Origin of the sequence: Micromonospora sp. NPDC047527 (assembly GCF_040643015.1) — a bacterium.
GTDB lineage: Bacteria > Actinomycetota > Actinomycetes > Mycobacteriales > Micromonosporaceae > Micromonospora.
In genome coordinates, this window is record NZ_JBEYTK010000006.1 from 460,421 (window position 1) to 472,919 (window position 12,499).

The window sequence follows — 12,499 nt, forward strand, 5'->3', positions numbered from 1 at the left end:
CCCGTTCAGGAGGCGAAGTCCAGCACCACCTTGATGTCGTCCGGCCCGGCGGTGTACGCGTCGGCGTACCTGTCCACGGTCACCCGACGGGTGATCAGTGAGCTGAGCCAGACCTGGTCGGCTCGGGCGAGCGCCTGCGCGGCGAGGTCCCAGTGCCGCCGGTTGGCGTTCACCGAGCCGAACACCACGTTGTTCTCCAGCACCAACTCCCGATTGAGCGCCCCGGCGTCGAAGTCGATTTTCCGGCCACCACTGGACACCCCGGCCAGGCAGACGATGCCTGTCGGGGCCGCCTTGCACATCACGTCGAGGACCACCGTGGGCGCGCCGGTGCACTCGACCACGACGTCCGGCTCGAAGGGCAGATCGTTGACCGGCACCGTGTGGTACGTGGCGCCGAGCGCGGCGACCAACTGCGGCTTTGGCCCCGACGTCGCCCGGTCCAACACGTGGACGGAGAGCCCGCGCTGCGTGCCGAGCAGCGCGGCCAGCAGCCCGATCGGCCCGGCGCCGGTCACCAGGACCGTTTGCGGCTGCCACTCGGCCCGGTGCCCGATCCGCTCGATGTGGTCCCACGCCTTGGCCACCACGCTTGTCGGCTCCAGCAGCACGCCGACCTGGGCCAGCGCCGGGTCGAGCCGGACCGCGAACCGGGGTTCGATCCGCCAGCGGTCGCGGGCGAAACCGGGCAGCGCCTTGATGCCGTGCTCGGTGAACTGCCCGTTGCGGCACATGTCCCACTCGCCGATTGCGCAGTTCGGGCAGGGCACCGGATCGGGGTGTCGGACGACTCCGGCCACCAGGTCACCGGCTTGCAGGGTGCCGCTCGGGTCCTCGATCACCCGTCCCAGCGACTCGTGCCCGATGACCAGGAGGTCCGCGCCGGGCGGCGCCTCGCCGTACCCGCCGGAGATGATCTCGTGGTCGGTGCCGCAGATCCCCACCGCCAGCGCCTCGACCAGGACCGAGCCCTCCTCGGCAGCCGGCTCCGGCTGATCCTCGACGAGGCGCAGCGAGTTGGCGACCCCGGGTTTCACAGTCACAGCGCGCACGCCCCCATCCTTCCCGCCCGAGGGCTGTGCCGCGCCCAAAGCCGGCAGATCGTCGGGCATCGGCGACCAACCGGCGTGGGTCGAGCCCGCACTAGGATCAGCGGCATGACTCCCGAAGAGGTCGGCGCTCGGCTGGTCGCGCTGCTCGCGCCGGTCGAGGCGACCCCGTCGGTCTCCGGCGGGCAGCGGTACGCCCGGGCCACCGTCGACGTACCCCCGGCGAGCTGGTCGGCCGCGGTGCGCGCGGCACGCGACGACACCGAGCTGGCCTGCGACTTCTTCGACTGGCTGTCGGCGGTGGACGAACTGGCCGAGGGCTTCGACGTGGTGGCGCACCTCTGGTCGACCCGGCTGCGGCACGGCGTGCTGCTGCGCACCCGGTTGCCGCGCGGCGCGCCGACCGTGGCCTCGGTGGTCGACGTCTACCCGGGTGCCGCGTGGCACGAGCGGGAGACCCACGAGATGTTCGGCATCGGCTTCGACGGCCACGGTGAGCTGCGACCGCTGCTGCTGCCGCCGGAGTTCGAAGGTCATCCGCTGCGCAAGGAGTTCGTGCTCGCCTCCCGGGTGGCCAAGCCCTGGCCGGGTGCGAAGGAACCGGGCGAGTCGGAGGCCGGCGGTGGCCGTCGACCGATCCGCCCGCCGGGCGTGCCCGCTCCGGGCGAGTGGGGGACCGTCCCCACCCCTGCCGGCGCGGGCGGCGTGGGGGAGGGTCCGCGCGGCGGCACCCCGGCCCGACCCGCCGGTGAGCGACCCGCGCGGCCGTCGCCGGGGGCCCGTCCGGCGCGTACTCCCCGGGCCGCCGGCACCGCCGACGGCCCGGCCCCGGCCGGCAAGCCCGCCCCCGACGCCGGCCCGGCCGGCAAGCCCGCCCCCGACGCGGCCGCACCTGACAAGCCCGCGCCCGAGGCCGGCCCGGCCGGCAAGCCCGCGCCCGACGCGGTCGCGGGCGAGAAGCCCGCGCCGGGCGTCGAGCCTGTCGCCGACCCGGCGGGACGCGACGACCGGACCGACCACGACGGGGGTACGGCCTGATGCCGCTCTGGGTGGAGTTGGTGCTCCGGATCGGCGGCGTGGTGGTCGCGTTCCTCACCCTGCCGCTGCTGGTCGGCCAGGCCGAGCACAAGGTGATGGCGCACATGCAGGGCCGGCTCGGTCCGATGTACGCGGGCGGCTTCCACGGCTGGGCGCAGCTCGTGGCCGACGGCGTCAAGTTCGTGCAGAAGGAGGACATCACCCCGCGCGAGGCGGACCGGGCGGTGTTCCGGCTGGCGCCGGCGGTGGCGCTGGTGCCCTACCTGCTGGTGCTGCTGGTCATCCCGCTCGGCCCGAACGACCTGGTCGGGCAACCGTTGGACATCGGCCTGTTCTTCGTGCTGGCCGTGGTCGGCGTCGGTGTGGTGGCGGTGCTCATGTCGGCGTGGGCGTCGGCCAACAAGTACAGCCTGCTCGGTGGGCTGCGCGGTGCCGCCCAGTTGCTCGGCTACGAGCTGCCGCTGGTGTTGGCCGCCGCGTCGGTGGCGATGGCGGCGGGCACGCTCAGCCTGTCCGGCATCGTCGAGGCGTGGCAGCCGTGGTGGCTCATCTGGCAGGCACCCGCGATGATCATTTTCTTCGTCGCCGGGCTGGCCGAGATCCGTCGGCCGCCGTTCGACATGCCGGTGGCCGACTCGGAGCTGGTCTTCGGGTATATGACCGAGTACACGGGTCTGCGCTTCGCGTTCTTCCTGCTCGCCGAGTACGTGGGCATCGTGGTGATCGCCGCGTTGACCACCGTGCTGTTCCTCGGCGGCTGGCACGGCCCGTTCGCCGACGATCAGTTGGGTTGGCTCTGGACCCTGCTGAAGGTCTTCGCCGTGGCGTTCGTGATCATCTGGCTCCGGGTGTCCTACCCCCGGCTGCGTGAGGACCAGCTCCAGCGGCTCTGCTGGCTGGTGCTGGTGCCGGCGTCCCTCGCCCAGCTGGTCCTCACGGCGGCGGTCCGCGTCGCCCTGTAGAGCCCGGTGATCGCGCTGCGCCCCGTGCCCCACACCACCCACCCCCCACCGCGTCGATCTTGCACTTTCTGCCTCGACGAATGTGGTCAACAGGGCATATCGGCGTCACAAAGTGCAAGATCGCGGGAGGGCTCGGGGTGCCGGGGTGCGCCTGCCGCTCAGCGCAGCGGGGTGTGCGCCGGGTCGACCGGCTCGGCCGGCGGTGGTGGCGGGGTGCCGTCACCGAAGGGGCGGCCACCGAGGGCTTCCCGACCGTGCGGGGTGAGCCAGTTGGACAGGTCGGGGCCGAGCGGGACGATCCCGGTCGGGTTGATGTCCCGGTGCACCTCGTAGTAGTGCCGCTTGATGTGGTCGAAGTCGATGGTGTCGCCGAACCCGGGGGTCTGGAACAGGTCCCGGGCGTACGCCCACAGCACCGGCATCTCGTTCAGCTTCTGCCGGTTGCACTTGAAGTGGCCGTGGTAGACCGGGTCGAACCGGACCAGGGTGGTGAACAGCCGCACGTCGGCCTCGGTGATGGTGTCGCCGACCAGGTAGCGCTGGTCGGTCAGCCGCGCGGTCAACCAGTCCAGCCGGTCGAAGAGCCGGTGGTACGCCTTGTCGTACGCCTCCTGGCTGCCGGCGAAGCCGCACCGGTAGACGCCGTTGTTGACGTCGGCGAACACCACGCCGTTGACCTCGTCGATCTGTGCCCGCAGGTGCTCGGGGTAGAGCTGCGGGGCGCCGTCGCGGTGGTACGCGGTCCACTGCGTGGACAGGTCGAGGCTCATCTGCGCGTAGTCGTTTGTCACCACCTGCCCGGTCGGCACGTCCACGATCGCCGGCACCGTGATGCCGCGCTCGTACCCGGGGAAACGATTGAAGTAAGCCTCCTGGATGCGCTCGATGCCGAGCACCGGGTCGCGCCCGCCCGGGTCGAGGTCGAAGGTCCAGCTCCGGGCGTCGTGGGTCGGGCCGGCCACCGCCATCGAGATGGCGTCCTCCAGGCCGAGCAGCCGCCGCACGATGATCAGACGGTTGGCCCACGGGCAGGCCCGGCTGACGGCCAGCCGGTACCGGCCCGGCTCGACCGGGTAGCCGTCCCGCCCGTCCATGGTGATCCGGGTGGCGATGTACCGCTGGTCCCGGGTGAACTCGCCGCCCGGCTCGACGTATTTGCCGCCTGCTTCCTCGCCCACGTCACCCTCCTGGTCAGTCAGTGTCTGTTCCCATCCTTGCTGATCTCCAACCTGCTGATGCGTTGAGTCCGGCTACCCTGCCGTCATGACGGATGTGGAGGCGGCGGCGCGCCGCTTCATCGCCGATGTGTGGAACGCCCGCCGGGAGGAGTCGGCGTACGAGTTGATCGCCGACGAGTGCCCGGGGCTGGGCGGCACCGGCCCGGAGGCCACCCTGGCCTGGCACCGCGAGCGGCGGGCGGCCTTCCCGGACCTGCGCTACAAGATCGTGGACGTGGTGGCGGCGGGTGAGCGGGTGGCCGTGCACTGGCGGGCGGCCGGCACCCACGCGGGGCAGTTCGGGCCGGTGCCTCCGACCGGGCAGGTGGTCAGCTACTCCGGGGCGACGTTCCTGCGCTTCGACACGGCGGGCCGGATCGTCGAGGTGTGGAGCTGCAACGAGCTGTTCCAGCTGCTCCAGCAGCTCGGCGTCGAGATGCTCCCACCGACCGTCGTCAGCGGACCCGGGGCCTGATCCAGCGCGTTCGTTCTCCCCACCGACCACGGTACCGCCGCAACCTGCGGGGGGTGGTCGCGCGCACGGGGGCCACAGGGCAGGATGGTCGACATGACCGACCCCAGCGAGCACGGCGACCCGGCCGGTGACGCCCGCGAGCGCGGCCTGCCCGGCTCTGGCCTGGTAAAGGGGCTGGCGGTCACCCTCAAGACGATGACCAGCCGCTCGACCACCCAGCAGTACCCCGATGTCGTCCCCGAGTTGCCACCCCGTTCGCGCGGCGTGATCGCGTTGTCGGAGGAGAACTGCACCGTCTGCATGCTCTGCGCCCGCGAGTGTCCGGACTGGTGCATCTACATCGACTCGCACAAGGAGGAGGTGGCGGTGCCCGGCGCCGCCCGCCCCCGCCAGCGCAACGTGCTCGACAAGTTCGACATCGACTTCTCCCTCTGCATGTACTGCGGCATCTGCATCGAGGTCTGCCCGTTCGACGCGCTCTACTGGTCCCCCGAGTTCGAGTACGCCGAGTACGACATCAAGGACCTGCTGCACGACAAGGACCACCTCGGCCAGTGGATGGCCACCGTTCCGCCGCCGCCCGCGCACGACCCCAACGGCGAGCCGGCCAAGGAGGAGACCGCCGCCGCGCGCAAGGCCGCCGCGCGTCCGACCGCCCCGGCGGTACGCCCCGAGCCCGGCTCCGCGTCGTGACACCGCAGAAGGTGGATCGCGCCGGGAGGGCGGCTCGGTGACCGGCGCGGATCTGCTGCTGCTCGCCCTGGGCGCCGTCGCGGTCGGTGCCGGTGTGCTGGTGGTGACCACGAAGCACCTCGTCCGGGCCGGGTTGTACCTGGTGGTCTGCCTGGGCGCGTTGGCCGGCGACTACCTGGTGCTCAGCGCCGAGTTGGTCGCCTGGGTGCAGGTGCTGATCTACGTGGGCGCGGTGGTGGTGCTGCTGCTGTTCGCGGTGATGCTGACCCGGGCTCCGATCGGCGCGTCCGACGACCTGGACCGGCCCGGCTGGCCGGCCGCGTTGATCGGTGGTGGCGCCGGGCTGGGGCTGACCGTCCTGTTGGTCGACGCGTACCGCTGGAGCACTGTCACGCTGCCCGACGCGGGCACTGCCGAACGGCTCGGGGAGCAGATCTTCGGGGCCTGGGTGCTGCCGTTCGAGGTGCTCTCCGTGCTGCTGCTGTCCGCCCTGGTCGGTGCGGTGGTGCTGTCCCGGCCGGACATCGGCCGACCGGGCCCGCAACGCGATGGCACGGCAGCGCCGACCGGCACGGCGGCCGACGTGGACTCCGGGGGGCGCCGGTGAGGCCGGTCATCCCGTACGTCACCGCCGCGCTGCTGTTCGGTCTCGGCGTGTACGGCGTGCTGCGCCGTCGCAACGCCGTGCTGGTGCTGATGGCTGTCGAGCTGATGCTCAACGCGGTGAACCTCATCCTCGTCACCGCGGACACCACGGCCCGCGCGGTGCTGCCGCACTCCGGTCAGGTCTTCGCGCTGTTCGTCATCGTTCTCGCCGCCGCCGAGATCGGGGTGGGGTTGGCGATCGTCCTACAGCTCTACCGGATGCGGACGACCGTGGCGGTGGACGAGGTGCCGCTGTCCGAGCCCGCCGACCCGCCGCAGGCGGTCGCTGGGCGGGAGCCGGCAACCGCCGGCCGGGACGCGGAGGTGGGCCGGTGAGAGGGCTGCTCGGGGCGCTGCTGCCCGCCGTGCCGCTGGTCGCCGGTCTGGTCGGTCTGCTGCTGCCACCGGCCCCGCGTCATCCCGGTGGTGCGGAGAGCGGCGACCGCGCCCGGAGGTTGGCCGTCGCGCTCGGCGTGACCGGCGCTGCCGGCGCGCTGGCACTGGCCGTCGCGCTGCTCGTCACGGTGGACCGCCCGACGGAGACGTCGACGACCTGGATCGACCTCGGTGGGCTGACGGTGACCCTCGGCGTACGGCTGGACGGCGCCGCCGCGCTCGTCGCCGTCGCTGTCACCGCGGTCGCCCTGGCCGTGCAGGTCTACTCGATCGGCTACCTGCGGCGAGGCCCACACGACGACATCGACGTCGACCACCGCTACCCGCCGTACGCCGCGCAGATCAGCCTGTTCACCGCCGCCATGCTGCTGGTGGTGGTCGCGGGCGACCTGGTGATGCTGCTGGTCGGCTGGGAGGTGATGGGCCTCTGCTCGTACCTGCTGATCGCCCACGACCGCCGACTGCCCGGCGCGCCGGCCGCCGCGATGAAGGCGTTCCTCGTGACCCGGGTCGGTGACGTCGGTTTCCTGCTCGGCATCGCGCTGCTCGGGGTGTCGGCGGGCAGTTTCCGGATCGCCGACGTGCTCGCGCACGACCACAGCGGCGCGACCCTGACCGCCGCCGGTCTGCTGCTGCTCGCCGGGGTTGCCGGCAAGAGCGCCCAGTTCCCGCTGCACACCTGGCTGCCGGACGCGATGGCCGGCCCGACGCCGATCTCCGCGTTGATCCACGCCGCGACGATGGTCGCCGCCGGGGTGTACGCGGTGACCCGGCTCTACCCGCTGTTCACGGCGGCGCCGGTGACGCTGACCGTGCTGGGGGTGATCGGCTCGATCACCCTGCTGCTCGGCGCGCTCGCCGCCACCGCGCAGGACGACCTCAAGCGTGTGCTGGCCTGGTCGACCGTCTCCCAACTCGGCTACATGACCGGAGCGCTGGCGGTCGGCTCGCCGTCGGCGGCGCTGTTCCATCTGCTCACCCACGCGGCGTTCAAGGCGCTGCTGTTCCTCGCCGCCGGCGCGGTGATCCACGCGGTGGGCAGCACGCTGATGTCGGAGATGGGCGGGCTGCGCCGCAGCATGCCGGTGACGTTCTGGTGCACGGTGGTGGGCCTGGGCGCGCTGGTCGGAGTGCCTCCGCTGGCCGGCTTCTGGAGCAAGGAGGGCGTGCTGGCGGTCGCCGAGTCGGCCGCCCGGGAGGGCACCGGGCCGGCACCGTCGTGGGTGGGCTGGCTGGTCTGGGTGGCCGGTCTGGTCGGCGTGGCGATCACCGCCTGGTACGCCGGCCGGCTGCTGCTGCGGGCCTTCTTCGGCGAGCCGCGGCTGCCGCTGGTTCGGCCACACGACCCGCCGGCGGTCATGCGGTGGCCGGTGCTGCTGCTGGCCGTGCCGGCCGCGCTCCTCGGCCTGGCCGGGTTCGTCGGGGCGTTCGCCAACCGGCTGCGCTTCGCCACCGTGCCGGTGGCGGGCGCCGAGGACGGCCTGGTCCACATCGGGCCGGGTCTGCTGTTGCCGCTGGTGTTGCTGCTGGTCGGAGCGGGGCTGGTCTGGCTGGGCTGGCGGCGGGACACCGCCGCCGACCCGGCGGCGGCGCTGGGCCCGCTGCGGCCGGTCTTCGCCCGCGCGTTCCGGCTCGACGACGTCCAACACACCCTTGTCGTACGCCCCATCCGGGCGCTCGCCCGCGCCGCGCGCACCGGCGACGAGTCGGTGGTGGACGGGGCGGTCGAGGGCAGCGGGCGGGTCGCGTCCGGGCTGGGCGCCGGGTTGGCCGCCCTGCACCGCGCGGCGCTGCCCCGCGCCGCCGCCGGGGTTCTGGCCGGTGCGCTGCTGATCGGCCTGGCGGCGACCCTGATTGGAGTCACCCGATGACGTTCGGGCAGGTGTTGCTGGTCGCCGTTCTGGTGGTGCCGGCGCTCGGCGCGGTCGCGGTGGCGGCGACGCCCCGGGACCGGGCGGCCCGGCTGGTCGGCACGGTCGCGGCGGCGCTGACCCTGCTGGCGGCGGTGCCGTTGGTCTTCGGGGGGCGGGGGTGGTTCGCCTGGTCGGCGGGTGCGCCCGCGGTGCGCCCGTGGCATCAGGTGGACCTGCCGTGGGTGCCCGGCCTGGAGTTGCGCTTCCACCTCGGCGTCGATGGCATCTCCTGGCCGCTGGTGGTGTTGACGGCGCTGCTCACCCTGCTGTGCTGCGCGTACACGATGTGGCGGGTGCCCGACGGCGGCAGCGGCCGGGCGCTGGTGGCGTTGCTGCTGGTGGTCGAGGTGGGCATCCTGGGCACCTTCCTCGCTCTGGACCTGGTGCTGTTCTTCCTCTTCTTCGAGGTCGTCCTGCTGCCGATGTACGCGATCATCGCCGGCTGGGGTGGCGCGGACCGGCGTCGGGCGGCCCGCAAGTTCGCGCTCTACACCCTGTTCGGGTCGGTGTTGCTGCTGGTCGGCGTGTACGTCGTGGTCGCCGCCGCCGGCACCGCCGACGTGGTGGCGCTGACCGGTGGCGGCGGGCTGTCCCGGGGCACCCAGCTCGCGGCGTTCACGCTGCTCGCTCTGGCGTTCGCGGTGAAGAGCCCGCTCTGGCCGTTGCACTCGTGGCTGCCCGACGCGCACACGCAGGCCCCGACCGTGGGCAGTGTGGTGCTGGCGGGGGTGCTGCTGAAGATGGGCACCTACGGCCTGATCCGGGTGGCGGTGGGGGTGGCGCCGGAGGGTGCCCGCTGGGCGGCGCCGGTGCTGGGCGTGCTGGCCGTCGCCGCCATCCTGGTCGGTTCGCTCGTCTGTCTGGCGCAGACGGAGGTAAAGCGGCTCATCGCGTACTCCAGCGTGGGGCACATGGGTTTCGTGCTGCTGGGCGTCGCCACGTTGACCGCCACCGGCATCCAGGCCGCATTGATCGGCAACATCGCGCACGGGGTGATCACCGGCCTGCTGTTCTTCCTGGCCGGTGCGGTGAAGGACCGTACCGGCACGGGCACTCTCGCCGAGTTGTCCGGGCTGCGGGAGACCGCACCTCGGCTGGCTGGTCTGCTCGCGTTCGCGGCGGTCGCCTCGCTCGGCCTGCCGGGGCTGGCCGGCTTCTGGGGGGAGGCGTTCGCGGTGGTCGCGGCGGTGCAGGTGGGCGGCCCGCTGTGGACCACCCTCGGGGTGCTGGCGGCGGTCGGCGGCGCGCTCACGGCCGCGTACTTCCTGCGGTTGTTGCGTCAGGTTACCCACGGCCGGCCGAGTCCGGCGGTGGGCCGGGTCGGTCCCGGCCTGGCCGGCGCGGAGGTGACCGCGTGGGCGCCGCTGGTGCTGCTCGCGCTGGCCATCGGGCTGGTCCCGGCGCTGGTCCTGGGCGTCGCCGAGGCGCCGGTCGACGCCCTGATCGCGGTGGTTTCCCCGTGAGCGCGAGGAGTGAGCCGGGTTTGCGAGCCCCGCAGTCGCAAATGAAGGTGGCTCAGTGAACGCCGTGCAGAGCGTGGACAGCGTGGCGCTGCTGCCGGCGTACCTGGCGGCTGGCACCGCCGTACTCGTGCTGGTCATCGACCTGCTGCTGGCCCGGCCGGCGGCGACGATCGTGGTGGCCGCGCTCGGCGCGGTCGGCACCGCCGTCGGCTCGGCCCTGGTCGGCGCGGGAGCGCAGCGGCAGACGTTCTGTGTCGGCGCCGACTGTTCCTGGATCTTCGGTGGGCGGGCAGCCCTGGTCGGCGTGGCGGTGGCGCTGCTCACGCTCGGTGTGCTCGGGTTGTCGGTGCCGGCGCTGCGGGCCGGGCGGTCGCCGGTGGGGGAGTACTGCTTCCTGCTCGCCTGCTCGATGACCGGTGGCGTGGTGCTCGGCGCGGCCGGTGACCTGATCACCCTGATCGTGGCCCTGGAGACGTTGACCCTGCCGCTGTACGTGCTGGTCGGCCTGCGCCGGGGCAGCCTGGCCAGTGCCGAGGCGGCGGTGACGTTCTTCGTGGTCAGTGTGGTGGCCACCACGCTGACCCTGCTCGGTGCGGCGCTGCTGTACGCGGTGACCGGCGGGCTGCACCTGGACCGGCTCGGCACGCTGCTCGCCGAGCGGTCGGAGCTGCGGGAGCTGCCGCTGACCACCGCCGCCGTGGCGTTGCTGCTGCTCGGGCTGGCGTTCAAGGTGGCGGCGGTGCCGTTCCACGCCTGGGCCCCGGCCACCTACGACGGGGCGCCGCTGCCGGTGGCCGCGTACCTGTCCACGGCGTCGAAGCTGGGTGGCCTGGTGGCGCTGCTGGCCGTGGTGCAGCGGGCGCTGCCGGCGGACCAGACCGGCCCGGTGCTCGCCCTGCTGGCGGTGCTCACGATGACCGTCGGCAACCTGGTCGCGCTGCGCCAGAGGCGTACGGTCCGGCTGCTCGCCTGGTCGTCGGTGGCCCAGGCCGGCTACATCCTCGCCCCGCTGGGCGCGCTGGCGCTGGCCGCCGGCCGCACGGACGAGGCACGGTCCGCCGCGTACGCCGCCGCGATGGCGTACGCCGTCTTCTTCGTGGTGTTGGAGCTGGCGGCGTTCGCCGCGGTGACCGCGCTGCGCCCGGTGGGGGCGGACGGCGGCACGCTGGAGGACCTGCGCGGGGCGGCTCGCCGGCACCCGTGGCGGGGGGCGGCGCTCGGTCTCGCGCTGGTGGGCCTGGCCGGCCTGCCGCCGGGCCTGGCCGGGCTGTTCGCGAAGGTGACAGTTGTCCGGTCGCTGCTGGACGGCGGGGCTGCCTGGCTGGCGCTGGTGGTGGCGCTGAACGCGGTGATCGGGTTGGCCTACTACCTGCGGGTGACCGCCGCGCTCTGGGCGCCGCCGCCCCTCGCCACACCGACAAGCGGTGGCGGCGCGGCGGCCGTACCGGTGGTGGGTGTGGTGGCAGTGGTGCTGGCGGTGACGACGGTGGCCGCCGTGGTGCTCGGCGTCGCACCGCAACTGGTGCTCGACCTGGCCGGCAGGTGACGTGACCTGCGGATCCAGTCTCAGTGAACTCTCAGCGTTGAGATGGATGGTTGGTGGGTACCGGGTTGTTGAACCGGTCAGCGGATCCCGGTGATCCGTGCACCGAAGGAGAGATCGTGCACCACAACCGTCTGAAGACCGCCGCGCTGCTCGGCCTGCTCACCTCGCTGATCCTCGTGGTGGGCTACTGGTTCGGCGGCAGTGGCGGCCTGGTCATCGCTGTCGTCATTTCCTTGGCCATGAACGGCGTTTCTTACTTCTACTCCGACAAGCTCGCACTGCGCTCGATGAAGGCGCAACCGGTCAGCGAGGCGCAGTTCCCCGAGCTGTACCGGATGGTGCGGGAGCTGGCGGCCGACGCGCAGCAGCCGATGCCGCGCCTGTACGTCAGCCCGACCGCGCAGCCCAACGCGTTCGCCACGGGCCGTAACCCGCAGAACGCGGCGGTCTGCGTGACCCAGGGCATCACCGAGATCCTCGACTACCGCGAACTGCGTGGTGTGATCGGGCACGAGCTGTCACACGTCTACAACCGGGACATCCTGATCTCCAGCGTGGCGGCCGGCCTGGCCAGCATCATCACCCTGCTGGCGAACCTCGCGTTCTTCATTCCGCTGGGCGGCGGGGACGACGAGGACCGGCCCAACCCGGCTGTGTTGCTGCTCACCCTGATCCTGGGCCCGATCGCGGCCAGCATCATCCAGTTGGCGATCAGCCGGAGCCGCGAGTTCCAGGCGGACGCCTCGGGTGCGGCGCTGACCCGTGACCCGCTGGCCCTGGCCAGCGCCCTGCGCAAGATCGATGCGGTGGCCCGACGTCGGCCGTTGCCGGCCCAGGGCCAGCTCACCAGCACCGCGCACCTCATGATCGCCAACCCGTTCCGGGGTGGTGGCATGTCCGCGCTCTTCGCCACCCACCCGAAGATGGAGGACCGGGTCGCCCGGCTGGAGCAGATGGCCGCCAACTCGGGGCCGGTGCAGTTCCAGCGCTGACCCGCTGATTCCCGTACTCCGCCCGCGACCGGTCGCACCGGTCGCGGGCGGAGTGCTGTGTCCCGGGCGATATCCGGTTCCTGCCCGCCGACCGGCGGCGTTAGGGTCAT

General features: G+C 72.7%; 11 protein-coding genes and 1 pseudogene. 10 read left to right on the forward strand and 2 right to left on the reverse strand.

All coding sequences use genetic code 11. The features are described 5' to 3' along the window. Nucleotides 1–5: 5 nt before the first annotated feature. Entirely contained in the window at nt 6–1,052 is a 1,047-nt protein-coding gene (locus ABZ808_RS24340) for a glucose 1-dehydrogenase (RefSeq protein ID WP_357010636.1), read from the reverse strand. A gap of 105 nt (nt 1,053–1,157) precedes the next feature. On the opposite strand from ABZ808_RS24340, the pseudogene ABZ808_RS24345 reads away from it, so the two are divergent. Then, a pseudogene (locus tag ABZ808_RS24345) lies at nt 1,158–1,724 on the forward strand (NADH-quinone oxidoreductase subunit C); the annotation flags it as partial. A gap of 362 nt (nt 1,725–2,086) precedes the next feature. After that, complete coding sequence (gene nuoH / locus ABZ808_RS24350; protein ID WP_357010638.1) at nt 2,087–3,049, forward strand: NADH-quinone oxidoreductase subunit NuoH; 963 nt, start codon at nt 2,087–2,089, stop codon at nt 3,047–3,049. A gap of 158 nt (nt 3,050–3,207) precedes the next feature. Here the strand turns inward: nuoH and ABZ808_RS24355 are convergent, their stop codons facing one another. Continuing rightward, entirely contained in the window at nt 3,208–4,227 is a 1,020-nt protein-coding gene (locus ABZ808_RS24355) for a glutathione S-transferase C-terminal domain-containing protein (RefSeq protein ID WP_357010640.1), read from the reverse strand. A gap of 85 nt (nt 4,228–4,312) precedes the next feature. Between ABZ808_RS24355 and ABZ808_RS24360 the strand changes: the two genes are divergently transcribed. The 8 genes from ABZ808_RS24360 to htpX all read left to right on the forward strand — a co-directional run bounded on the left by ABZ808_RS24360 (nt 4,313) and on the right by htpX (nt 12,389). Beyond that, nucleotides 4,313–4,741, forward strand: coding sequence for an ester cyclase (locus ABZ808_RS24360; protein ID WP_357010642.1), 429 nt, complete (start codon nt 4,313–4,315; stop codon nt 4,739–4,741). Nucleotides 4,742–4,825: 84 nt separating this feature from the next. Beyond that, the gene (locus ABZ808_RS24365) at nt 4,826–5,434 is read left to right on the forward strand and encodes an NADH-quinone oxidoreductase subunit I (protein WP_357010644.1); all 609 of its coding nucleotides are present in this window, start codon (nt 4,826–4,828) and stop codon (nt 5,432–5,434) included. Nucleotides 5,435–5,471: 37 nt separating this feature from the next. After that, on the forward strand, nt 5,472–6,041 hold the full coding sequence (locus ABZ808_RS24370) for an NADH-quinone oxidoreductase subunit J (RefSeq protein ID WP_357010648.1): 570 nt from the start codon (nt 5,472–5,474) through the stop codon (nt 6,039–6,041). Then, the gene (gene nuoK, locus ABZ808_RS24375; RefSeq protein WP_357010651.1) at nt 6,038–6,415 is read left to right on the forward strand and encodes an NADH-quinone oxidoreductase subunit NuoK; all 378 of its coding nucleotides are present in this window, start codon (nt 6,038–6,040) and stop codon (nt 6,413–6,415) included. The genes ABZ808_RS24370 and nuoK overlap by 4 nt, the downstream gene beginning before the upstream one ends. Then, entirely contained in the window at nt 6,412–8,346 is a 1,935-nt protein-coding gene (locus ABZ808_RS24380) for an NADH-quinone oxidoreductase subunit L (RefSeq protein WP_357010654.1), read from the forward strand. The genes nuoK and ABZ808_RS24380 overlap by 4 nt, the downstream gene beginning before the upstream one ends. Next, nucleotides 8,343–9,851 (forward strand): NADH-quinone oxidoreductase subunit M, encoded by a 1,509-nt coding sequence (locus ABZ808_RS24385; protein WP_357010657.1) that lies wholly within the window; start codon nt 8,343–8,345, stop codon nt 9,849–9,851. The genes ABZ808_RS24380 and ABZ808_RS24385 overlap by 4 nt, the downstream gene beginning before the upstream one ends. Before the next feature lie 55 nt (nt 9,852–9,906). Further along, nucleotides 9,907–11,397, forward strand: coding sequence for a proton-conducting transporter membrane subunit (locus ABZ808_RS24390; RefSeq protein ID WP_357010659.1), 1,491 nt, complete (start codon nt 9,907–9,909; stop codon nt 11,395–11,397). A 116-nt stretch (nt 11,398–11,513) separates the two neighbouring features. After that, the gene (htpX, locus tag ABZ808_RS24395) at nt 11,514–12,389 is read left to right on the forward strand and encodes a zinc metalloprotease HtpX (RefSeq protein ID WP_357010661.1); all 876 of its coding nucleotides are present in this window, start codon (nt 11,514–11,516) and stop codon (nt 12,387–12,389) included. Nucleotides 12,390–12,499 lie beyond the last annotated feature (110 nt).

Excerpts from the sequence above, each read along its gene's own strand:
- nuoH (WP_357010638.1), top strand. The coding sequence starts at position 2,087 with ATGCCGCTCTGGGTGGAGTTGGTGCTCCGGATCGGCGGCGTGGTGGTC.
- ABZ808_RS24360 (WP_357010642.1), top strand. The coding sequence starts at position 4,313 with ATGACGGATGTGGAGGCGGCGGCGCGCCGCTTCATCGCCGATGTGTGG.
- ABZ808_RS24365 (WP_357010644.1), top strand. The coding sequence starts at position 4,826 with ATGGTCGACATGACCGACCCCAGCGAGCACGGCGACCCGGCCGGTGAC.
- ABZ808_RS24385 (WP_357010657.1), top strand. The coding sequence starts at position 8,343 with ATGACGTTCGGGCAGGTGTTGCTGGTCGCCGTTCTGGTGGTGCCGGCG.